Below are 22487 nucleotides of genomic sequence, written 5' to 3' on the forward strand. Positions count from 1 at the left end.
TGGGCGGTCCCGGGCGTTTTCGCTACACTGGGCCATCCGTCGCACCGGCCTCGCAGCGCCAGTTTCCAGGCGCCGCGCGGCGGGCGCGAACCTGCTGACGGGGCATTACTTCGCATCCAATCATGGCATTCGATCCCAACTATCCACGCGATCTGATCGGCTACGGCCGACATCCGGTGCAGGCGAACTGGCCGGACCGCGCGCGCGTCGCGGTGCAGTTCGTGCTCAACTACGAGGAAGGCGGCGAGAACTGCGTGCTGCACGGCGATCCGGCGTCCGAGCAGTTCCTGTCCGAGATCGTCGGCGCGGCCGCGTATCCGGCGCGCCACATGAGCATGGAGTCGATCTACGAATACGGCTCGCGCGCGGGCGTGTGGCGCATCCTGCGCGAGTTCGAGAGACGCGGGCTGCCGCTCACCGTGTTCGGCGTCGGCATGGCGATCGAGCGGCATCCGGAGCTCGCGCGCGCGTTCGTCGAGCTCGGCCACGAGATCGCCTGCCACGGCTGGCGCTGGATCCATTATCAGGACATGACGCCCGAGCGCGAGGCCGAGCACATGAAGCTCGGGATGGAAGCGATCGAGCGCGTGACGGGCGTACGCCCGCTCGGCTGGTACACGGGCCGCGACAGTCCGAACACGCACCGGCTCGTCGCCGAATACGGCGGCTTCCTGTACGACTCCGACAACTACGGCGACGACCTGCCGTTCTGGATGGACGTCGAGGTGTCGGGCGGCGCGACGGCGCCGCAACTGATCGTCCCGTACACGCTCGACGCGAACGACATGCGCTTCGCGACGCCGCAGGGCTTCAATACCGCCGATCATTTCTTCCACTATCTGCGCGACGCGTTCGACGTGCTGTACGAGGAGGGCGACGAAGCGCCGAAGATGATGTCGATCGGCATGCACTGCCGGCTGCTCGGCCGCCCCGGCCGTTTCCGCGCGCTGCAGCGCTTCCTCGATCACCTCGAGCGGCACGATCGCGTGTGGGTGACGCGCCGCGTCGACATCGCGCGGCACTGGCGCGAGCATCATCCGTATCGGCCCGCTCGACGCGAGGGGGACGCATGATGAAGGCGATGCGCTACACGCTCGATCGATTGAACGCGATGTCGACGGATGCGTTCGTCGCGGCGCTGTCCGGCATCTTCGAGCATTCGCCGTGGGTCGCCGAGGCGGCCGCGCAGGCGCGCCCGTTCGACAGCGTCGACGCGCTGCTTCGGACGATGAGGCACGCGGTCGAGACCGCGGGCGAGGCGCGGCGGCTCGCGCTCGTCAACGCGCACCCGGAGCTCGCCGGCAAGGCGGCGGTGCGCGGCGAACTGACCGCCGAATCGACGCGCGAGCAGAGCGGCGCGGGCCTCGATCGCTGCACGCAGGACGAGTTCGACAAGCTGCAGCGGCTGAACCGCGCGTATCGCGAGAAGTTCGGCTTTCCGTTCATCCTCGCCGTGCGCGGCTACGACCGGCATGGAATCATCGCGAACTTCGAGGCGCGCGTCGATCATTCGCGCGACGAGGAATTGCGCACGAACCTCGAGCAGATCTATCGGATCGCGCGCTTCAGGCTCGACGACCTGATCGACGCGTGAGCGTCGGCTGAACGCCGCGGCCGGCGCGGCGCGATGCCGCCGCGCGCGGCGAGGCGAAAACGAATCAGGCGATGCGCGGCGCGGCACGTTCGCCGCGACGACATCCGCTGCGGTGCGCACGGCGCGCCGCGTTTCCCGCCGCGCACGCACGCGACGACGTGCAGCGACGGCTTTCCACTCATCACGCATCACGACAAGGACAATACGATGGCTCTTCCGCTTTCCGATCCGAACGCACCCGAGTTCACGCGGCGCTACGTGAATCTGGCCGATCCGCGCCTCGGCGCGCAGGCGCTCGAGGCGAGCGACGATTTCTTCGCGCCGAAGGAGCGCATGCTGAATCCGGAGCCGGCCGTCTTCATTCCGGGCAAGTACGACGATCACGGCAAATGGATGGACGGCTGGGAGACGCGCCGCAAGCGTACGACGGGCTACGACTGGTGCATCGTGAAGCTCGCGCGTCCCGGCGTGATCAAGGGTTTCGACATCGACACGAGCCACTTCACCGGCAATTTCCCGCCCGCCGCGTCGATCGAAGCCGCGCACGTTCCCGAAGGCGCGCCGAACGAAGCGACGAAGTGGGTCGAGATCGTGCCGTCGACGACGCTGCAGGGCAACAGCCATCACTACGTCGAAGCGCAAGACGCGAACGCGTACACGCATCTGCGCGTGAACATCTACCCGGACGGCGGCATCGCGCGGCTGCGCGTGCACGGTCAGCCGCAGCTCGATTGGGCGGGCGCGAGCAAGTCCGAGCGGTTCGATCTCGCCGCGATGGAGAACGGCGGCTACGTCGTCGCGGCGAACAACCAGCACTTCGGCCTCGCGTCGAACCTGCTGTTGCCGGGCCGCGGCGTGAACATGGGCGACGGCTGGGAGACGCGCCGCCGCCGCGAGCCGGGCAACGACTGGGCGATCATCGCGCTCGCGCAGCCGGGCGTGATCCGCAAGATCGAAATCGATACCGCGCACTTCAAGGGCAATTATCCGGATCGCTGCTCGATCCAGGCCGCATACGTGACGGGCGGCACCGACAGCTCGCTCGTCACGCAGGCGATGTTCTGGCCGGTGCTGCTCGGCGAGCAGAAGCTGCAGATGGACAAGCAGCACGAATTCGAAGCGGAGCTCGCCGCGCTCGGGCCCGTCACGCACGTGCGCCTGAACATCGTTCCGGATGGCGGCGTGTCGCGCCTGCGCGTGTGGGGCACGCTCGACCAATGAAGACGCTCGCGATCGAACCGTTGACCCGCGCCGCATTCGCGCCGTTCGGCGACGTCATCGAGACGGACGGTGCGAAGCAGATCCCGATCAACCTCGGCACGACGATGCGCTTTCACGATCTCGCGCGCGTCGACGTCGCCGACGAAGGCGGGCGGCCGCTCGTGAACCTGTTTCGCGGACAGCCGCGCACGCTGCCGTTCGAGGTAACGATGCTCGAGCGGCATCCGCTCGGCAGCCAGGCGTTCGTGCCGCTCGCCGACGCGCCGTATCTCGTCGTCGTCGCGCCCGCGGGCGATCTCGATCCCTCGAGGATTCGCGCGTTCGTCACGCGCGGCTGGCAGGGCGTCAACTATGCGAAGGGCGTCTGGCACCATCCGCTCATCGCGCTTCACGGCGTCAGCGATTTCATCGTCGTCGATCGCGGCGGCGACGGGCTCAACCTGAACGAGCAGCGGCTGCCGGAGTCGCTGTGGCTGACGGAGGATGCGCTGCAAGTGGTGTCGGCTTGAGGCTGCGCGTCGCGATGCGTGATGGCGCCGCGTCGTCGCGGCGCGGTGCGCAGTACGCGGTACGTTGCGTCACGTCGTTTGCGTCGGGCATCCGCCGCGCATCGCCGGCAGGCATCCCGAGGCGAAAGCGGGGAGCTTGAACGAGCATCGGTCTGACGTGCGCCGGGCATCGTTCAAAGGCTCAGCAGCGAGGACGAACGAGCATCGGCGCACGGTCGCGCGAAGCCCGATCTTTCGTCTACCGAAGAAACATGGTCCAATCGGCTTGCGCCGGTCGGGCCATTTTTTTATCGCGCATCGTCGCGTATGCGCGGCGCGATTCGACGCCGGACGCGTGTGGGCGGATGCTATCGCGTCGATCCACGCCACGCGTTCGGCCAACATGCCGACATCGACATTGCTACCGATGATCCAACCCGAATCCGATCTGACGAAACTGCTGTGCACGCTTCAGCCCGCGTTGCAGCCGGGCGTCTATGCATTCACGACGATCGCGCCCGACGCGCCGGTCCTGCTCGCCGACGTCGTCGCGACGTTTCGCGAAGCCGAAGGCCTGACGGTCGTCGCCGAGGAGCCGGTCGTGGCGCGCCACGGCTGGCCGATCCTGATGCGCGCCGCGTGGATCACGCTGACCGTGCATTCGGACCTGCACGCGGTCGGCCTGACGGCCGCGTTCGCGACGGCGCTCGGCCGCGCGGGCATCAGCTGCAACGTGCTCGCCGCCGCGCATCACGATCATATCTTCGTGCCGTTCGAAGACGGCGAGCGCGCGCTCGCCGCGCTCGTCGCACTGCAGCGGGAAGCGCTTGCCGCCGCGCGTGATTGAGCGCGGCGCGAGCATGCAGCGGCGCTCAACAGTAGGGATGCGAAGCCGTGCATGACCCAAGCGGGTCGCGATCGCGCGGAAGCTGTCCGAGCTTGCCGGACGGTTCGCGCTGATCGATCGGCGCACGGTCGTTTCGGCATCGCGCCGCTTCGACGCGGTTCGGGTTCGAGAAGAAGGATGCCTGTCAAAAAAAACAGGCTCGCGAAGCGAGCCTGCAAAGCATGGCGATCGTCGGGTCGCCGGGTCGCCGGTCCGACGGTTCGTCAGACGTCTTCACACAGCTATTTCGTCGCGCCGCCCTCGAACCACGCGGCGATCTGCGTGCGCTCGCCGTCGGTCATGTGCGTGACGTTGCCGATCGGCATCGCCTTCAACTGCACCGCCTGCTGATAGATCCGCGGCGCGTTCTGCGCGATCTCGTCGGGCGTGTCGAACATCACGCCGGCGGGTGCGCTGCCCATCAGCGTCGGCTTTGCCGAGTGGCACGCGACGCAGCGCTGCTGCAGGATCGGCGCGATGTCCTTGATCGCCACCTTCGGCGCGTTCGCGGCCTGCGCCTCGGGCGCGATCGGCTTCGGCATCGTCGCGACGAGCGCGATCACCATCAGCGCGACGCCGCCGAGCGGCAGATACCATCGCTGCTGGCCGCGATGGCGCATCACGAAGAACTGACGAATCAGCGCGCCCGCGAGCATGATGATGACGAGCACGATCCAGTTGTACCGGTTCGCATACGTCATCGCGTAGTGGTTCGACAGCATCGCGAACACGACGGGCAGCGTGAAGTACGTGTTGTGCACCGAGCGCTGCTTGCCGCGCTTGCCGTAGATCGGATCGGGCGTTTCGCCCTTGAGCAGCTTGTCGACCATCTTGCGCTGGCCGGGGATGATCACGAAGAACACGTTGGCCGTCATGATCGTCGCGAGCATCGCGCCGACGATCAGATACGCGGCGCGGCCCGAGAACACGTGGCACGCGAGATACGCGGCCGCGACCACGTAGACGCCGACGAACACGCCGAGCAGCTTGTCGCGGCCGCCGAGCAGGCGGCACGCGCAGTCGTAGACGATCCAGCCCGCGAGCAGGAAGCCGAGCGCGGCCGAGACCGCGACGACGGGGCCCATGTCGAGCACGTTCCTGTCGATCAGATACGTGTTCGGCGCGAGCAGGTACAGCACGAAGAAGAGGCCGAAGCCGGACATCCACGTCGTGTACGACGGCCACTTCGACCAGTGCAGGTCTTCCGGCATCTCGGGCGGCGCGACGAGATATTTCTGCATGTTGTAGAAGCCGCCGCCGTGCACGTGCCACAGCTCGCCGAACACGCCGCGCGCCTTCAGCTGCGCGTCCTTCGGCGGCTTGAGGCTGTTGTCGAGCGCGACGAAGTAGAACGACTCGCCGATCCATGCGATCGCGGCGACGACGTGCAGCCAGCGGATCGCGAGATTCAGCCAGTCGGTGATGAAGCCTTCCATGAACTCCTCCTGAGTCGATCGTTGTCGTGTGTGGGCAGCGATACGTGGTCAGCTGCCGCGATAGGTGCTGTACGACCACGGCGACACGAGGAGCGGCACGTGATAGTGCGCGGCGGGATCGGCGATGCCGAAGCGCAGCACGACGAGATCGACGAAGCGCGGCTCGGGCAGCGCGACGCCCTGCGCGGCGAAGTAGTCGCCCGCATGGAACACGAGTTCGTAGGTGCCGGCCGTGAGCGCGTCGCCTTCGAGGAGCGGCGCGTCGCAGCGGCCGTCGTCATTGGTGAGCGCGGTCTTCAGCAGGCGGTATCCGTCGCCCGAAAGCGCATGGAGTTCGATCTTGATTGCGGCGCCCGGACGGCCGTGCGCGGTGTCGAGTACGTGGGTAGTGAGCTTTCCCATTCGCAATGTCCTTGTGTAGTTGCGAGGATCGGCGGCGGCTCGATCCGATGCTGCTATGGCGGATCGAGGCTCCACGTCAGTGGCTACATACCCGTCGGCGGATCGAAGCGAGCGCCGTGCAGCCATTGTAAAAAGGTTCGGACAGGAAACCGTGAGCGATAACGAAGATAATGCGCGCCGCATGACGGCGCGTCCATGCGCGCCGGAGCGCGTATGCGCGCGGGCCGCGCCGGCGAAACGGCGCTCGGGCGATACGGCGCGTTTTTGCGTTGTCCCGTGATCGAAGGTAGCCGAACATATTGGCTGCGTGAAGGCGAATATGCGCGCGGCCCGCTTGCGCGGCGCGCCGCGTTGCGCGATGCTCGGCCGGTGCGCAGGCGCCCGGCGGTCCGATGGGGATCGCGGCCGGCCGCGCACCCCGAAGACGGCAGGTACGCCGGGTAACCGGGCCAGGGCGTTCGAACGGACGCGGCGGCACGGTGCGTGCCGCGCGTCGCGTTCGAGCAAGACGCACCGCCTCGACGGCGGAACGATATGGAGATCGAACGACGATGGAACGACACCCGAGCGCGCGCGACGGCGCGCAATCCCTTTCCCCGGCCCGTCCGAAGACGCTGCTCGTCAAGCACGCCGACGTGCTCGTGACGATGGACGGCGCGCGCCGCGAACTGCGCGACGCGGGCCTTTACGTCGAAGACAACCGGATCGTCGCGGTCGGGCCGAGCGCCGGGCTGCCGGCGCACGCGGACGAGGTGCTCGACCTGCGCGGCCATCTCGTGATCCCGGGGCTCGTCAACACGCACCACCACATGTACCAGAGCCTCACGCGCGCGATTCCCGCCGCGCAGAACGCCGAGCTGTTCGGCTGGCTCACGAGCCTGTATCGGATCTGGGCGCACCTGACGCTGGAGATGATCGAGGTGTCGACGCTGACCGCGATGGCCGAACTGCTGCTGTCCGGCTGCACGACGTCGAGCGATCATCTGTACATCTATCCGAACGGCAGCCGGCTCGACGACAGCATCGCGGCCGCGCGGCGCATCGGCATGCGCTTTCACGCGAGCCGCGGCAGCATGAGCGTCGGCCGGCGCGACGGCGGGTTGCCGCCCGACTCGGTTGTCGAGCGGGAGCCGGACATCCTGCGCGACACGCAGCGCGTCATCGAGGCCTATCACGACGACGGCCGCTACGCGATGCTGCGCGTCGTCGTTGCGCCGTGCTCGCCGTTCTCGGTGAGCCGCGGGCTGATGCGCGATGCGGCGGCGCTCGCGCGCGAGTACGGCGTGTCGCTGCACACGCACCTCGCGGAGAACGTCAACGACGTCGCGTACAGCCGCGAGAAGTTCGGGATGACGCCCGCCGAATACGCGGAGGATCTCGGCTGGGTCGGGCGCGACGTGTGGCACGCGCACTGCGTGCAGCTCGACGAGCCGGGCATCGCGCTGTTCGCGCGCACCGGCACGGGCGTCGCGCATTGCCCGTGCTCGAACATGCGGCTCGCGTCCGGCATCGCGCCCGTGCGGCGGATGCGTGTCGCGGGCGTGCCGGTCGGGCTCGGCGTCGACGGCTCCGCGTCGAACGACGGCGCGCAGATGGTCGCCGAGGTGCGGCAGGCGCTGCTGCTGCAGCGCGTCGGCTTCGGGCCCGATGCGATGACGGCGCGCGATGCGCTCGAGATCGCGACGCTGGGCGGCGCGCGCGTGCTGAACCGCGACGACATCGGCGCGCTCGCGCCCGGCATGGCGGCGGATTTCGTCGCGTTCGACTTGCGCGCGCCGCAGTTTGCGGGCGCGTTGCACGATCCCGTCGCGGCGCTCGTGTTCTGCGCGCCGTCGCAGGCGGCGTACAGCGTCGTCAACGGGCGCGTCGTCGTGCGGGAAGGGCGCTTGACGACGCTCGAGATCGAGCCGGTCGTCGCGCGGCACAACGCGCTCGCGCGCACGCTCTACGAAGCCGCGCGCTGAGCGGCGTGGCCGGCAGGCCCGCGGGCCGCATTCGAAGTGCATTCGACAGTGCATTCGAAATGCATTCGACAGTGCATTCGGCGGCGCATCCGACGGCGCATCCGACGGCGCACTCGCCGGCGCACTCGCCGGCGCGCTGCGCAAGCGACTTCGCCGTCGATTGCGCGATGCGCGCCGCTTGCGCCGCGAGCCGCGAGCCGCGAGCCGCGAGCCGCGCAGCCGCGCAGCCCGCGCGCTCACATGTCGATCAGCGTGCGGGTCGCCTCGGCGACGAGCCCGCGCAGCCAGCGCACCTCGTCCGAGTAGTGGCAGCGCTCGTGCCAGAGCTGGTAGTACTGCATCGGCGGAAAATCGAGCGGCGCGGGCACGACCGAAAGCGGCAGGAACTTCGCGTAGTGATCGGCGAAGAGCCGCGTCGTCGTGAAGATCAGATCCGACTTCACGAGCACGTACGGCGCGAGATTGAAGTACGGCAGCGTGACGACGACGTGGCGCTTCAGGCGCTCGCGCGCGAGATGGACGTCGATCGCGCCGCGCTGGCCGACCGAATATGGCGTCGGCGCGAGATGCGGCGCGTTCAGGTACTGGTCGAGCGTGAGGCCGCCGCGCTTCGCGAACGGATGCGTGTTGCTCATCAGGCAGACGATCTCGTCGACGAACAGATTCGACAGATGCAGTTGCTCGGGCGGCTCCGGCCAGTTGCCGACGACGATGTCGAGCTTGCCGTCCTCGAGCGCGAGTTCGTAGTCGAATGCGGGGCCGAGCGAATGGAATTCGAGCGTCGCGTTGGGCGCGGCTTGCCGGAAGCGTTCGACGACGGTCGGCACGAACAGCACGTTCAGATAGTCGGGGCAGCCGATCCGGTAGCAGCGAATCGACGTCGCCGGATCGAAATTGTGCTGCTGGAACTTGATCCGCTCGATCTCGCGCAGCGCGTTCTGCACAGGCTCGAGGAGGCGCAGGCCGTACTCGGTCGGCACCATGCCGGACTTGCCGCGCACGAGGAGCGGGTCGCCCGTGATGTCGCGCAGGCGGCGCAGCGCGGCGCTGATCGCCGGCTGCGACTGGTTCAGTTTGACGGCCGCGCGCGTCACGCTGCGCTCCATCAGCAAAGTGTGCAGGACGCGCAAAAGATACGTGTCGATCGCCTCGCGTTGCTGGCTCATGCTCTCTCCATTTATATGTGCAGGCTGATCGATTGGGGATGGGGGTATATGGTTTTTAATATGGACATAAAGGGGCGTCAAGCGCGGCTTTTTTGAATCGCCCGGCGCGGCGCACGGGATCGGCGGGGCGCGAACGTTGCGCGCGGTGGGCGGCGTACTTGCGGTGTTGCCGCGTAAAGGCTATGAAATCGGGCGACGAAGACGGCGAAAAAAGGGACGGCGTGACGGCGCGTGAAGGACGCCGAAAGGACGCCGAAGAGCCGGCATGTCATGCGACACGCTTCGCGCGTGGCGTGCGCCTCGCCGCGGGTGCACGCCGTCCGCCGGCGATTGCCGACTGCCGGTTGCGGATTGCCGACGCAGGCGCCTTCGCATCGCGGCCGACTTCGACGACCGGCGCGATGACGAACGCGCAAACGCGCGAATCGCGAGCGCGCGTCACGCGCCTTTGCGACGCCGGCCGGCAGACAAGCCGAATGCATGATGCTCAACGCAAGCGGCTCGCCGAGCACGCACCGCGTGAAAGCGGCAATAGCGCGCTCGACGCGCGCCGCGCGCTTGCGATGCGCCGTCCGCGCGCGCGGTGCGAGCGTTCCAAACGATCGTTCGACGCCGCCCCGGCGCAGCCGGTCAGTCTTCGATGCGCAGTCCGACCTTGAGCGTCACTTGCCAGTGAATCACTTGATCGCCTTCGATGTGTCCGCGCATTTCGGTTACTTCGAACCAGTGCAGATTGCGCACGGTCTTCGCGGCCTTCATGATCGCGTTGCGGATCGCGTCGTCGCTCGATTGGCGCGACGAGCCGGTGAGCTCGAGCAGCTTGTAGACGTGGTCGTTCATGACGTTCTCCAGTGAGTCGTTCGACGTTTGGTCCAGAGCGGTGCGCGCATCCTTCGTTTTCGCGCATGCCTTGTTGAGTGATAGGTATGATGGGCGGCAACTTCAATCGGTATTCGAACGAGAGGAAAGGGGAAGACGTGGACGTAGGGTTTTGCGGACCGGGATTGATGGGCGCGCCGATGATTCGGCATCTGCTGTCGGCCGGCCATCGGGTGCACGTATGGAATCGCACGCGCGAGAAGGCCGACGCGCTCGCCGGGCACGGCGCGCAGGTCGTCGATACGCCGGCCGAGCTTGCCGCGCGCGCGCAGACGGTGATGCTCTGCGTGCTCGACGCACCGGCGGTCGGCGACGTCGTGTTCGGCGCGTCGGGCGTGCTCGCGGGCGATGCCGCCGCGCGCCGCGTGCGGCGCATCGTCGATCATTCGAGCATTCCGCCCGCGGCGACACGCGCGTTTGCGGCGCGTGCGGCGGCGCTCGGCGTGAGCTGGGTCGACGCGCCGGTATCGGGCGGCGTGCCGGGCGCGCAAGCGGGCACGCTCGCGGTGATGGCGGGCGGCCCGCAGGCGGACGTCGACGCGGTGCGCGAGCTGATTGGCGCGTATGCGTCGCGCGTCACGCATCTCGGCGACGCGGGCGCGGGGCAGACGGCGAAGCTGTGCAATCAGGCGATCGTGACGGCGACCGTCACCGCGATCGCGGAGGCGGTGGGGCTTGCGCAGGCGAGCGGCATCGACGCGGCGCGTCTCGCCGAAGCGCTCGCGGGCGGCTGGGCGGATTCGGTGCTGCTGCAGACGTTCGTGCCGAGGATGACGGGCGGCGGCCATCCGCCGATCGGCGCGCTGAAGACGTTCCAGAAGGACGTCGACGCGATTGCCGACGCGGCGCGCGACGCGGGCGCGGTGATGCCCGTCGCGGCGACGGTGCAGCAAGTGCTGAGGCTCGGAGCGGCGATGGGGCTCGCGCAAGCCGATTTCGCGGCGTTCATCGACATCGTGCGGCCGCAGGCGAGACGGCACGAATAAACGAAGCGCGAGCGACGCGCGTGCGTCGACGACGCGTGCCCGCCGCACGATCGCGAGGCGGCGTCCTGATGAAGAAACGGGCCGTTTCAAACGGCCCGTTTCATTGTTGCGCTGGCTACAGCGAGCGAGGCGTCGTGTCGCCGGCGTTCGGCTGTCCGATCCCGCTTCGCAGCCCGGCTTTCACGCCTGCACCAAATTCGGGCAGGATGCGCGCGCGGGCGCGGCTCGCGAACACGAGGAAGCCGAATCCGTTCGCTTCGTACCAGTAACCGCCGTTCTCGAGCCCGTCGAGCGGCTGCTCGAGCGCGTTGGCGATCGATTCGATACAGCGCTTGCGCAGTTCGGCGATCGCGGGATACGGCGGTTGCGCGCCGCGCACGCTGCAGAGCAGGACGTCGAGGCCGGGCAGCACGTGCGCGTAGAGCACGGGCTCGTCCTGTGCGCGGGCGCGCGCGATCTTCGTGTCGAGCTGGGCGAACGGCTTCGCATGACGCAGCACCGCGAGGAACGATTCCTGGCCGTCCGGTTGCGCGCGTCGGCGTTTTTTCGGGAAGGACATAAACACTCGCCTCAAAAACAATTGCAAGAAATGCGGCATCCTCATGCGACCCACTCCCGGCTATGCGCGCCGCATGTCGATCTTTTATAGCATACGAAAATGCCGGCTTCACGAAGTTCGCCGATGCCGTATTGCCGTGCGTCGACCGAACCGGGGAGAGCCTACGATCGCCAAAGCCAGCGCTTTTGCGCCTGCACTGTCGTTGAGTCTCCATGATAGACCCGGTAGCGCCGCGCGTGCGACCGAACGTCGCAAAAAATGATTCGGGTATTCTCTGCCCCCGCGCGCGGCGCCGCATCGCGCACGGTGCCCGAGACCATCCGGACGACGAAAAAAAGCCCGCGCGAAGCGGGCCCGGTTGCGATCGTGCGGCGCGTGCGTTCAGCGCTGCTTCAGCGAATCGCGGATCTCGCGCAGCAGCACCACGTCTTCGGGCGTCGCGGCGGGGGCGGCCTCGACCGGCTTGCGCAGCTTGTTGATGAACTTGACCATCAGGAAGATGATGAACGCGAGGATGACGAAGTTGATCAGCACGGTGATGAACGAGCCGTAGCCGAACGCGGCGACGCCTGCCGCCTGCAGGTCCTTGAACGATTCCGGATTGCCCTTGAACGAAGGCGGAATCTGCCCGAGCAGCACGAACTTGTTCGAGAAATCCAGGCCGCCCGTCAGCACGCCGATGACGGGCATGATGAGGTCCTTCACCACCGAGTCGACGATCTTCGAAAACGCTCCGCCGATGATCACGCCGATGGCGAGATCCATGACGTTGCCCTTGACGGCGAATTCCTTGAATTCCTGGATGATGCTCATGGGCGGCTTGCTCCTGTCGAAAATGAAATGGGGCGCAGCGCAACGATTCGTTACGGCGCGTTGATGGCCGTCATCATAACGAACCCGGTCCTTTATCGGTAGTACATCTGAGAAATCTTGACAAAGGGGACCGATAAAAAAATGGGCCGTTCCGGCCCATTTCGTCGTTCTAACGATGCATCGTCAACCGTTGTTGCTCCAATCGTCGCCACTGCTGCCGAGATCGACGCCGCTGCCGCCGTCGGAGCCGCCGCTGTCCCAACTGTCGCCCTGGCCGAAGTCGACGCCCGGATCGGCCGCGCGGCGCCGCGCTTCGTCGTCGACGATCACGTCGCGCTCGATCACGCGGTCGCGGCCGTGCGACATCGCCTCGCCGAGCAGCACGCCCGTCAGCAGGCCGCCCATGCCGCCGCCGAAACCGCCGCCCTGCTGGATCACGACGGGCGGCTGCTGCGGTTGCGGCGGATACGGCGAGTAGGGCGGCTGGCCCGGCGCGCCCGTCAGTCGATCGGCCTCCTGAGCAAACACCGAGCCCGAGTTGCCGGGCGCGCCCGCCGCGGCCGCGTTCGGATCGGGGCGGCCTTCGACGCGCGCCTTCAGGCTCGCGCATTGCTTCTCCAACTCGTCGAGTCGGTACGGCGGCGCCGGATTCTTGCCGTTTGATAGCGTCTCGACGAGCTCGCGCGCCTGCGCTTCGAGCGTCTCGATCTCGCCGTTGAGCGCGGCGGCGCCGGGCGCCGTCGACAGCCGCGCGTCGAGCTTGAGCGGGCGCACGTCGTTGAGGATGTCGGTCGCGCGCTTCAATTGCGCGCGGCGCTCTTCGTCGGCGCGCTTGTCGTCCGTCGAGCGCGCGCGGCGCAGCGTCCAGCGCAGCACGAGCGCGATCGCGCCGATCAGCACCGCGATGCCGATCCACATGCCCGTCGACGGTCCGCGATGCATGGGCGCGGCGGGTACCGCGGCGAACTGCGACTGCGCTTGCGCTTGCGTCTGCGGCGCGGCGAGCATGCCGCCCGACGTCGCCGGCCGCGACGTCTGCGCAGCCACGCGGCGCGCATCGGCGCGCACGCGCGCTTCCGTTTGCGCGAAGCGCGACGGATCGGTGAAGCGCAACTGAGGATCGAGCGACTTCGCGCGTTCGATCTGCGCGAGCGCCTCGGTGGAGCGGCCTTCGCGGTCGAGCACCTGGCCGTACAGATAGCGGGCGCGCGCGTTGTCCGGATACGCGTCGATCACTTGCGAGAGCTGCGCGTCGGCGCGTTGCCAGTTGCCTTGCGCGATCGATTGCTGGATTTGCTGTAGCGACGGCACCGCCGCGTTGGCGGCGGCCGACACGAGGATCAGCGACAATCCGACGGCTGCGAGAAGCTTTTTCATGATCGGTTCGGGCGCTCGGCCCGTCTCCTTGCGGATTTTCGCGCGCGGCGGCGGACGCGTTCGATGCGCACCGCCGCCGCGTCGCGAAGCGCCGGCGGGCGGAGTGCCGCCGTTACTGCGCCGGCGTGTTCAGTTGCTTTTTCAGCGCTTCGAGGCGGTCCTCGACGGACGGGCCCTTGTTCAGCGCCGCGAGCTTGTCTTCGAGCGCGCGGCCGCTGTTCGTGTCGGCCGAATTCAGGCGCGCGTCGGAGCGCGCGTTGGACAGCGCGACCTTGTCTTCGAGCTTCTGGAAGTCCTCGGACAGGTTCTTGCCGCCGATCCCGCCAAGCGCGGTGGCCGCGACGTCCTTCGCCTGCGCGATTTCCTGCTTCGCCTGCAGGATGTTCGAACGCGCGTTCAGGTCGTTGCGGCGCCCGCGCATGTCGGCGATCTGGCCTTTGAGCTTGTCGACCGACGGCTCGAGCGTCTCGAGCTCGCGTGCGAGCGAGTCGCGCTCGGCCTCGGCGTTCGCCTGCGCGGCGAGCGCTTCGCGCGCGAGGCCTTCGTCGCCCGATTGCAGCGCGCGCTTCGCGCCGTCCTCGTACTTCTTCGCGCGCTCGTCGGCGGTGTCGCGCTTGCTGCGTTGCGTCGCGACCTGCGCTTCGATCTCGATCAGCGAGTTCTCCGCGCGGCCGATGCTGTCGTCGAGCTCCCGCACGATCTGCCGCGCGTCGCGCGACGGATCCTGCACCGAGTCTGCCGCGTCGTTCAGCAGACCTTTGATCGTGCGCGAAATAGAGTCGAAAAGCGACATGGATTCCTCCGTAAGTAATGAACGATGCGCGCGCCGCGCACCGCGTGCGATCCCTCGCCGCGGCGCGGGGTGGTCGGCGTCGGCGGATATTACACCACCGGTTCGCTTAAACACCGCTTAAACGCGGGCCCCGACGGGCGGCGCGAACGCCGCCGGCCGGGACCGAAAATGCGGACGGGCGGCGGAAATTTCCAGTGCATCGCGCGCAATTTTTTCGCGCGAGCGCCTTTCAATATGAAAGCGAGCGGCGCCCGGCGTTCCGCCTTCATCATAGGAGCGTTCGCGGCGCGCGACGGTGCGCGGCGCAATGAATTGGAGGATCTTTTACAAAAAATCCTGAAGGGCGCCCATCGATTTCATTAAAATGCGCTGTCACGCCGCGGACCGGACGCCGTATGGACCAACGCGCGCCGGGATCCGTCGACGTGATACGCTCCACGACGCTACGTCTACCGTTCCGCGCACGCGCATCGCGTGCGTTCGAGGCGCGCCTCGTGCGCCGCCAATCCGACATGCCTATTATCAAACGACCGTCTTCCTCCCGCGCCACGAACGAGCACCATTATTCGCTACGACGTTCGCCCGCCGGCGCCTACTACACCGATGACGATGACGACGACCGCGCGGCGCGCCGCACGAGCGGCGACGGCGGTTCGCGCACGTTCGGCTCGCGCGTCGCGCTGTGGTTCGCCGGGCTGTTCGCGACGCTCCTCGTCGTCGGTGCGCTGATCGTCGGCTACGCGCTCGTCGTGATGGGGCCGCAGCTGCCGTCGCTCGACGCGCTCACGAACTATCAGCCGAAGGTGCCGCTGCGCGTCTACAGCGCGGACCACGTGCTGCTCGGCGAGTTCGGCGAGGAGCGCCGCAGCCTCGTGCGCTTCCAGGACATCCCCGACGTGATGAAGAAGGCGGTGCTCGCGATCGAGGACTACCGCTTCTACGAGCACGGCGGCGTCGACTTCCTCGGCATCCTGCGCGCGGGCGTCGCCGACATCCTGCACGGCGGCGCGCGGCAGGGCGCGAGCACGATCACGATGCAGGTCGCGCGCAATTTCTTCCTGTCGAGCGAGAAGACGTACACGCGCAAGTTCTACGAGATGCTGCTCGCCTACAAGATCGAGAAGGCGCTGACGAAGGACCAGATTCTCGAGCTGTACATGAACCAGATCTATCTGGGCCAGCGCGCGTACGGCTTCGCGGCCGCCGCGCGCGTGTACTTCGGCAAGGACCTGAAGGACATCACGCTCGCCGAGGCGGCGATGCTCGCGGGCCTGCCGAAGGCGCCGTCCGCGTACAACCCGGTCGTCAACCCGAAGCGCGCGAAGGTGCGCCAGGAATACATCCTGAAGCGGATGCTCGAGATCGGCTACATCACGCAGCAGCAGTACGACCAGGCGGTGAAGGAGGAGATCCACACGCGCACGCCGGGCAATCAGTACGCGGTGCACGGCGAGTACGTCGCCGAAATGGTGCGGCAGATGATGTACGCGCAGTACAAGGACGAAACCTACACGCGCGGCCTGACCGTCACGACGACGATCAACGCGGCCGACCAGGAAGCCGCGTACCAGGCGGTGCGCCGCGGGATCATGGACTACGAGCGCCGCCACGGCTATCGCGGGCCGGAAGGCTTCGTCGCGCTGCCGCCCGCGGGCGACGAACGCGACGAGGCGATCGACGACGCGCTCGCCGATCATCCGGACAACGGCGATCTCCAGTCGGCCGTCGTGCTCGCCGCGTCGCCGACGGCGGTCGAGGTGCAGTTCGTCGGCGGTGCGACGACGACGATCAACGGCGCCGGGCTGCGCTTCGCGGCGGGGGCGCTCAGCTCGCGCGCGTCGGCCGCGCTGAAGATCAAGCCGGGCTCGATCGTGCGCGCGATGAAGGATGCGAAGGGCGCATGGCAGATCGCGCAGCTGCCGCAGGTCGAAGGCGCGCTCGTCGCGATCGCGCCGCAGGACGGCGCGATCCGCTCGCTCGTCGGCGGCTTCGACTTCAACAAGAGCAAGTTCAACCACGTGACGCAGGCGTGGCGGCAGCCGGGCTCGAGCTTCAAGCCGTTCATCTATTCGGCGTCGCTCGAAAAGGGCCTGGGGCCCGCGACGATCATCAACGACGCGCCGCTGTACTTCCCGCCGAGCGTGCCGGGCGGCCAGCCGTGGGAGCCGAAGGACGACGACCAGCCGGATGGCCCGATGTCGATGCGCACCGCGCTGCAGCGCTCGAAGAACCTCGTGTCGATCCGGATTCTCGCGTCGATCGGCACGTCGTATGCGCAGGACTATGTGACGCAGCGCTTCGGCTTCGATCCCGCGAAGACGCCGCCGTATCTGCCGATGGCGCTCGGCGCGGGCCTCGTCACGCCGCTGCAGCTCGCGTCCGGCTACGCGGTGTTCGCGAACGGCGGCTACAAGGTCGACCCGTATCTGATCGCCGAGGTCGACGATGCGCGCGGGCAGACGCTGCAAAAGTCACAGCCTGTCGTCGCGGGCTCGACCGCGACGCGCACGGTCGATCCGCGCAACGCGTACGTGATGAACAGCCTGCTGCATACGGTCGCGACGGCCGGCACCGGCGCGGGCACGAACGCGCTCGGCCGCGGCGACCTGCAAGGCAAGACCGGGACCACGAACGACGCGAAGGACGGCTGGTTCGCGGGCTACCAGCAATCGCTCGTCGCGGTCGCGTGGATGGGCTTCGACCAGCCGAAGAGCTTGGGCAGCCGCGAATTCGGCGCGCAGCTCGCGCTGCCGATCTGGGTGAACTACATGCGCACCGCGCTCAACGGCGTGCCGGAGCAGCAGATGGCGATGCCGGACGGGCTCACGACGATCGACGGCGAGCTGTACTACGCGGATCGCACGCCGGGCGCGGGCTTCGTCGCGAGCGTCGACTTCAACCCGGCCGCGAGCCCGACCGTGAACGCGAACGATGCGCTCGGCTCGGCCGGCGCGGCGGGCCTGACGCCGCCGCAGGTGACGCCGGAGGAGAAGCGGCAGATCATCGACATGTTCGAAGGCAACAAGCCTTGATCATCCTGATGAAGACGGGCGCCGGCGGCGCCCGTTTTTTTTGTCGACGCGATCGGGAAGCGGCCGCTTCTTCGGTGGCGCGGCCGCGTTTGCGGGCGGCGGGCGTGCGCTTCGTTTCCTGCTTTCTTTCGCGTAGCGACGAGTCGGCGGCGCCGCGCATGCGGCTTCGGGTCGACATGCCCGGTTGACGCGCGTCGTGCGGCGCGCTCGATGCAGCGCTTCGGCGGGCCGTGCGCTCGGGGCGCTTTCAGCCGCTTCGGGCCGCTTCGATCGTGCCGACGGAAGCGACGCGCTTGGTACTGCGTCGTCGGCGCAGCACGCTCAGAACGATGCGCACACGTGCGACACCGCCAGCCCGACCGATTGCTGATGAAACCGCTCGGCGTATGCGCGCCGGATCGCGGCGAGACTGTCGAGCGTCGCGGGCGAATCGGCGGCAACGATACGGATCACGAAGCTTTCCTCGCGCACGATGTCGCCCGTCGCGCGATCGCGCCATTGGCCGCGCGTGTCCCATGTCGTGAGGCCGTCGGGGAAGCGCGGCGTGACGACGTCGGCGACGAAGCGCTCGCGTTCCGCGCCGGTGACGGGCTCGCGCCCGACGACGTCGCGGCCGAACAGCAGGTCCGCCTGCAATTCGCGCGTGCCGCCTGCGTGCGCGCAGAGCGGGTCGCTTGCGGCCGATGGCGGCGCGCTCGCGCATCCCGGCAGCGACGCGACGGCCGCGCAGAGCGCGATGCCGATCCAAATCGAATGCGAAGAGCGCATCGGATGATCCTCGTCGATGATCGTGATCGACCGGCCGCGCAGCCGCGCCTGCGCATGCGTGCGACGAGCGATCTCGCCGGCCTCGATGCGCGCGCCGCGCACGCATCGCCGCGTACGCGAGCGCCGGCGCAAAGCGCTGCGTGCTCAAGCACTTGCGCGGTTGTTCGGCCGCTTATCAACAAGCCTGTCAACACGATCTGTGGAAAACACGGCACCCGACGCGACGTGCGGCCGGTGCGCCTCGATCGTGCAACGCGCCGCACCGGGGCGGGCGATCCGAATCGGATCAAGCAGTTAGCGTGGCTGCCCCATGCTTATCAACAGCCCTTTCAACACAAACTGGGGATAACCGCGCCGTGTCGCCGGGCCGCCCGGGGCGCCCGCGACGCATTTCGCGGCGCCTCCCGAAAACGCCGCGCGATCAACGCGTTAGCGTGCTTGTTCGCGGCTTTTCAACATGCTCTTCAACACGAACTGGGGATAACCGGCATCACGGCCGCGGCGTTCGATGCAGCCGCGCATGCTCGAGATGCGCGGCGAGCGCCGTCGAATCGATGTTGGTCCCCGACAGCAGCACGCCGACCCGCTTGCCTTGCAGCGTCTCGCGCAGCGGTCCGAGAAGGGCGGCCGTCGCGGCCGCGCACGCGGGTTCGATCGCCACTTTCAGATGCGTGAACAGATAGAGCATCGCCGCGCGCAGCGCGTCGTCCGATACCGTGACGATACGGTCGACATGGCGGCGGCACAGCTCGTAGCTGTACTCCTCGGTGTGCGGCGCCATCAGCGAATCGGCGATCGTGTGCATCGCGCCCATCCGGATCGGGTGATTCGCGGCGAAGCTGCGGCTCATCGCGTCCGCGCCTTCGGGCTCGACGCCGTACACGTGCACGCGCGGATTCGCGAGCCGCAGCGCGGTCGACGTGCCGGCCGCGAGGCCGCCGCCGCCGATCGGCACGATCACCGCGTCGAGGTCGGGGGTTTGCGTCGCCCATTCGTAGCCGAGCGTCGCGGTGCCGAGGATCGTGTGATAGCCGTTGAACGGATGCACGAAGAAGCGGCCTTCCTCGGCCTCGATTCGCCGCACGATCTCGAACGCCTCGGCGGGGCTCGACGCCATCACGACTTCCGCCTGGTATTGGCGGCACAGCGCGATGCGCGCCGGGCTCGCCGTGTCGAACATCACGACCTTCGCGCTCGTGCCGAGCCGCATCGCCGCGTAAGCGACGGCCGCCGCGTGGTTGCCCGCCGACACGCAGGTGACGCCCGCGCTCTTCCTGTCCTCGCCGAGCGCGAGCAGGTTCGTGAACGCGCCGCGCGCCTTGAAGCTGCCGCTCGCCTGCAAAAGCTCGAACTTGAAGTTCACGTGCGTGTTGTCGAGCGACGGCAGATCGGCGCGCTCGAACACCGGAGTGCGCATCACCCATGGCGTGAGCGCGAAGTGCTGCGCGGCGATTTCGTCGAGCGTCGGAATCGGTTCGCCGTTGATCGTCAGGTGAGCGGGGCGGTGGGTTGAAGTCGGCATGTGCGTGCGCGTATCGATGACGAGGGCCGATCGCCCGGCCCGAACGAAGCTCGCGGCGGCGCGCCGCATCAGGCGAGCGTCATGCCGTGCACGAGCTTGCGCAGGAAGCGCTCGCACGACGCGAGCTGGTCGAGCTCGACGAACTCGTTCGGCTTGTGCGCCTGCTCGATGTAGCCGGGCCCGCAGATGACGCTCGGAATGCCCGCGCGCTGGAACAGGCCCGCTTCGGTGCCGTACGCGACCTTGCGCTTGTCCTGATCGGCGGTGAGCGAGCGCACGAGCTGCGTGATCGCCGCCTGCTCGGCCGCGTCGAGGCCGGGCGCCGCGGCGACCTTGGAGAACTCGATCGCCGCGTTCGGATGCTCGCGGCGCATTCGCGGCAGCAGCGTGTCGCGCGCGTACGCGTCGATGCGCGCGAAGATCGCGTCGGGATCGAGCGTCGGCAGGTTGCGGAACTCGAACGAGAACTGGCATTCGGCGGGCACCGTGTTGACCGCGTTGCCGCCCTGGATGAGGCTCGTCTGCGCGGTCGTGAACGGCACGTCGTACAGCTCGTCGAACGGGCCCTGCGCGCGGAATTCGTCGGCGAGATCGCGAATGTGGCAGATGAGGCGCGCCGCGTATTCGATCGCGTTCAAGCCCTTCGGCGTCAGCGACGAATGCGCCGCGTGGCCGCGCACGCAGCAGCGGTAGACGTTGATGCCCTTGTGCGCGATCACGGGACGCATGCCGGTCGGCTCGCCGACGATGCAGCCGGCGGGCGCGATCCCGCGCGCCTTCAGGTCGGCGAGCATCAGCGGCGCGCCGACGCAGCCGATCTCCTCGTCGAACGACAGCGCGAAATGGATCGGCTGCGCGAGCCTGGCCGCCTGCATCTCGGGCAGCAGCGCGAGCGCCGCGCCGATGAAGCCCTTCATGTCGCAAGTGCCGCGCCCGTAGAGCTTGCCGTCGCGCACTTCCGGCTTGAACGGATCGCTGTCCCATTGCTGACCGTCGACCGGCACGACGTCGGTGTGACCCGACAGCACGATGCCGCCGTCGGTCGCGCCGTCGTGCGCGGGGAGGGTGGCGAACAGGTTCGCCCAGCCGTCGCGGGCGTCGTGCGTGAGCGTCGATGCGATGCCGGCCGCGGCGAGTGCGTCGCGGACCATTTCGATGAGACCGAGATTCGGCACGCGGCTCGTGGTGTCGATCGACACGAGCCGCTTCACCCAGTCGAGGCTGACGGGCTCGGAAGGGGCGGCGGGGGAGGACGCGGGCGGCGCCGTTGCGTCGAGTGTGGACATGGCGGAACTCCGGCGGATGAATGCAAAGATCATACTCAAAAACGACAGGGGACGCGCTTGCGCGCCGCTTTGCGGCGCAGCATCGCGCGTTCCGCCGGCGCGCGGATGCGGGCGCTTGAGTGCCGCCGGCGTTTGCGTTTTTGCGGCGATCGTCGCCGCATCGATGAAAAGGCTTGACTTGGTTCTATTTTGGAACTTAATCTGGCCGAGCGTGACACGAACGTATATGGAGCCCGTGAGCCGCGTGTCGCGGCGGCCGGCATGACGTCGCGTCCGGCCGCGGCGCAATCAACGCATGGCAGGAAAGGGAGAGAAGAAATGAAATATCTGCGCATCGAGCGCAAGGATCGCGCATTGACGATCACGTTCGATCATCCGCCGTTCAATTTTCTGACGACCGCGATGATGCGCGAGCTGAAGGGCGTGCTCGACGGGCTCGAGCACGACGCCGGCGTCGGCGCGGTCATCCTCGCGAGCGCGGTGCCCGATGCGTTCCTCACGCATTTCGACGTCGGCGAGATCAAGGCGGCCGCCGAGGGAATGGCGGTGCCGCTGCCGGCCGCCGTCACGGGCGCCGCGATGCGCGTCGAATCCGCGTTGAGCCGCGTGCCGGGCGCGCGCCGGTTCGTCGAGCGCACGCCGATGGCGGGCGTCGCGCAGATGAACCTGTTTCACGAGGTGACCGCGCAGATGCGCGCGATGGACAAGGTGTTCGTCGCGGCCGTCAACGGGCGTGCGATGGGCGGCGGCTACGAGATGGTGCAGGCGTGCGACCTGCGTGTGATGGTGGACGGCGACGCCGACCGCGGTCATGTCCTTGGGCAGCCGGAAATCTACATCGGGCTGCTGCCGGGCGGCGGCGGCACGCAGATGCTCGCGCGCACGGTCGGCGTCGCGCGCGCGATCGAGCTTTGCCTCGACGGCCGGCTGCTGTCGCCGCGCGAGGCGCTCGCGCTCGGGCTCGTGAACCGCGTCGTGCCGGGCGAGCAACTGCGCGCGGAGGCGGAGGCGCTCGCCGAGCGCATGGCGCGCCGGCCGAGCCACTCGATTCGCGCGGTCAAGCGCGCGATCTACGAGGGCGGCTCGCTGCCGCTCGAGCACGGCATGGCGATCGAGAAGGCCGAGTTCCTGTCGGCCGCGACGCAGCCGAGCGCGCGGCGCGCGATGATCGCGTACGCGGACGAGATCGGCCGGCTCGTCGACGGCGGCGGCGAGATCGGCATCGACGAGCTGCGGTCGTGGATCGACGGCGTCGCCGTCGATTTCGCGCGCCAGTAGCGCCGGCGGTCCGGTGCGCCGGGCCGGCGTTCGTCGG

At 68.1% G+C, this 22487-nt stretch carries 22 protein-coding genes; 11 read left to right on the forward strand and 11 right to left on the reverse strand.

Annotation, left to right across the window (positions count from 1 at the left end; translation table 11 throughout):
- Nucleotides 1-122: 122 nt before the first annotated feature.
- The 5 genes from puuE to BG90_RS15130 all read left to right on the forward strand — a co-directional run bounded on the left by puuE (nt 123) and on the right by BG90_RS15130 (nt 4150).
- Entirely contained in the window at nt 123-1073 is a 951-nt protein-coding gene (gene puuE / locus BG90_RS15110; RefSeq protein WP_010115900.1) for an allantoinase PuuE, read from the forward strand.
- Nucleotides 1073-1594 carry a 2-oxo-4-hydroxy-4-carboxy-5-ureidoimidazoline decarboxylase gene (gene uraD / locus BG90_RS15115; RefSeq protein WP_025989873.1) on the forward strand — a complete coding sequence of 174 codons (522 nt, stop codon included), beginning with the start codon at nt 1073-1075 and terminating at the stop codon, nt 1592-1594. Before puuE ends, uraD begins: the two co-directional genes overlap by 1 nt.
- A gap of 207 nt (nt 1595-1801) precedes the next feature.
- Complete coding sequence (alc, locus tag BG90_RS15120) at nt 1802-2815, forward strand: allantoicase (protein WP_010104471.1); 1014 nt, start codon at nt 1802-1804, stop codon at nt 2813-2815.
- The gene (locus BG90_RS15125; protein ID WP_010115899.1) at nt 2812-3324 is read left to right on the forward strand and encodes an ureidoglycolate lyase; all 513 of its coding nucleotides are present in this window, start codon (nt 2812-2814) and stop codon (nt 3322-3324) included. Before alc ends, BG90_RS15125 begins: the two co-directional genes overlap by 4 nt.
- Before the next feature lie 406 nt (nt 3325-3730).
- Nucleotides 3731-4150 (forward strand): ACT domain-containing protein, encoded by a 420-nt coding sequence (locus tag BG90_RS15130; RefSeq protein WP_010115898.1) that lies wholly within the window; start codon nt 3731-3733, stop codon nt 4148-4150.
- 281 nt (nt 4151-4431) lie between these two features.
- On the opposite strand, the gene BG90_RS15135 is transcribed toward BG90_RS15130, so the two are convergent.
- Together BG90_RS15135 and uraH are read right to left on the reverse strand one after the other, a co-directional pair.
- Nucleotides 4432-5625, reverse strand: a complete 1194-nt coding sequence (locus BG90_RS15135) for a urate hydroxylase PuuD (RefSeq protein ID WP_010104466.1) — start codon at nt 5623-5625, stop codon at nt 4432-4434.
- A 48-nt stretch (nt 5626-5673) separates the two neighbouring features.
- Nucleotides 5674-6027, reverse strand: a complete 354-nt coding sequence (gene uraH / locus BG90_RS15140; protein ID WP_010104464.1) for a hydroxyisourate hydrolase — start codon at nt 6025-6027, stop codon at nt 5674-5676.
- A gap of 551 nt (nt 6028-6578) precedes the next feature.
- Between uraH and BG90_RS15145 the strand changes: the two genes are divergently transcribed.
- On the forward strand, nt 6579-7991 hold the full coding sequence (locus BG90_RS15145; RefSeq protein ID WP_010115897.1) for an 8-oxoguanine deaminase: 1413 nt from the start codon (nt 6579-6581) through the stop codon (nt 7989-7991).
- Between the two features lie 236 nt (nt 7992-8227).
- Here BG90_RS15145 and BG90_RS15150 read toward each other — a convergent pair whose 3' ends face one another.
- Both BG90_RS15150 and BG90_RS15155 read right to left on the reverse strand, forming a co-directional pair.
- Nucleotides 8228-9157 carry a LysR substrate-binding domain-containing protein gene (locus tag BG90_RS15150; protein ID WP_010104452.1) on the reverse strand — a complete coding sequence of 310 codons (930 nt, stop codon included), beginning with the start codon at nt 9155-9157 and terminating at the stop codon, nt 8228-8230.
- A 630-nt stretch (nt 9158-9787) separates the two neighbouring features.
- Nucleotides 9788-9997, reverse strand: coding sequence for a dodecin (locus BG90_RS15155; protein WP_010104450.1), 210 nt, complete (start codon nt 9995-9997; stop codon nt 9788-9790).
- A gap of 86 nt (nt 9998-10083) precedes the next feature.
- On the opposite strand from BG90_RS15155, the gene BG90_RS15160 reads away from it, so the two are divergent.
- Nucleotides 10084-11022, forward strand: a complete 939-nt coding sequence (locus BG90_RS15160) for an NAD(P)-dependent oxidoreductase (protein WP_038801972.1) — start codon at nt 10084-10086, stop codon at nt 11020-11022.
- Nucleotides 11023-11137: 115 nt separating this feature from the next.
- On the opposite strand, the gene BG90_RS15165 is transcribed toward BG90_RS15160, so the two are convergent.
- From BG90_RS15165 to BG90_RS15180, 4 genes are all read right to left on the reverse strand, one after another.
- Complete coding sequence (locus tag BG90_RS15165; protein WP_004191671.1) at nt 11138-11581, reverse strand: hypothetical protein; 444 nt, start codon at nt 11579-11581, stop codon at nt 11138-11140.
- Nucleotides 11582-11962: 381 nt separating this feature from the next.
- Nucleotides 11963-12394 (reverse strand): large conductance mechanosensitive channel protein MscL, encoded by a 432-nt coding sequence (gene mscL, locus BG90_RS15170; RefSeq protein WP_010115893.1) that lies wholly within the window; start codon nt 12392-12394, stop codon nt 11963-11965.
- Between the two features lie 183 nt (nt 12395-12577).
- Entirely contained in the window at nt 12578-13771 is a 1194-nt protein-coding gene (locus tag BG90_RS15175) for a tetratricopeptide repeat protein (RefSeq protein ID WP_010115892.1), read from the reverse strand.
- Nucleotides 13772-13883: 112 nt separating this feature from the next.
- On the reverse strand, nt 13884-14564 hold the full coding sequence (locus tag BG90_RS15180; RefSeq protein WP_010104443.1) for a PspA/IM30 family protein: 681 nt from the start codon (nt 14562-14564) through the stop codon (nt 13884-13886).
- A 24-nt stretch (nt 14565-14588) separates the two neighbouring features.
- Here BG90_RS15180 and BG90_RS36160 point away from each other — a divergent pair, with 24 nt between their 5' ends.
- The 3 genes from BG90_RS36160 to BG90_RS35125 all read left to right on the forward strand — a co-directional run bounded on the left by BG90_RS36160 (nt 14589) and on the right by BG90_RS35125 (nt 17784).
- A complete protein-coding gene (locus tag BG90_RS36160; RefSeq protein ID WP_157135621.1) occupies nt 14589-14927 on the forward strand; it encodes a hypothetical protein in 339 nt (112 codons plus the stop codon).
- A 149-nt stretch (nt 14928-15076) separates the two neighbouring features.
- Nucleotides 15077-17596, forward strand: a complete 2520-nt coding sequence (locus BG90_RS15185; RefSeq protein WP_010115891.1) for a penicillin-binding protein 1A — start codon at nt 15077-15079, stop codon at nt 17594-17596.
- Entirely contained in the window at nt 17593-17784 is a 192-nt protein-coding gene (locus BG90_RS35125; RefSeq protein ID WP_038801971.1) for a hypothetical protein, read from the forward strand. Before BG90_RS15185 ends, BG90_RS35125 begins: the two co-directional genes overlap by 4 nt.
- 133 nt (nt 17785-17917) lie before the next feature.
- On the opposite strand, the gene BG90_RS15190 is transcribed toward BG90_RS35125, so the two are convergent.
- The 3 genes from BG90_RS15190 to argE form a co-directional block, all read right to left on the reverse strand.
- Entirely contained in the window at nt 17918-18364 is a 447-nt protein-coding gene (locus tag BG90_RS15190) for a DUF3574 domain-containing protein (RefSeq protein ID WP_025989872.1), read from the reverse strand.
- A gap of 490 nt (nt 18365-18854) precedes the next feature.
- Nucleotides 18855-19886 carry a threonine/serine dehydratase family protein gene (locus tag BG90_RS15195; protein WP_025989871.1) on the reverse strand — a complete coding sequence of 344 codons (1032 nt, stop codon included), beginning with the start codon at nt 19884-19886 and terminating at the stop codon, nt 18855-18857.
- A 68-nt stretch (nt 19887-19954) separates the two neighbouring features.
- Entirely contained in the window at nt 19955-21172 is a 1218-nt protein-coding gene (argE, locus tag BG90_RS15200) for an acetylornithine deacetylase (protein WP_010115889.1), read from the reverse strand.
- 318 nt (nt 21173-21490) lie between these two features.
- Here argE and BG90_RS15205 point away from each other — a divergent pair, with 318 nt between their 5' ends.
- On the forward strand, nt 21491-22450 hold the full coding sequence (locus tag BG90_RS15205) for an enoyl-CoA hydratase/isomerase family protein (protein ID WP_010115888.1): 960 nt from the start codon (nt 21491-21493) through the stop codon (nt 22448-22450).
- Nucleotides 22451-22487: the final 37 nt, after the last annotated feature.

Origin of the sequence: Burkholderia oklahomensis C6786, assembly GCF_000959365.1 — a bacterium.
GTDB lineage: Bacteria > Pseudomonadota > Gammaproteobacteria > Burkholderiales > Burkholderiaceae > Burkholderia > Burkholderia oklahomensis.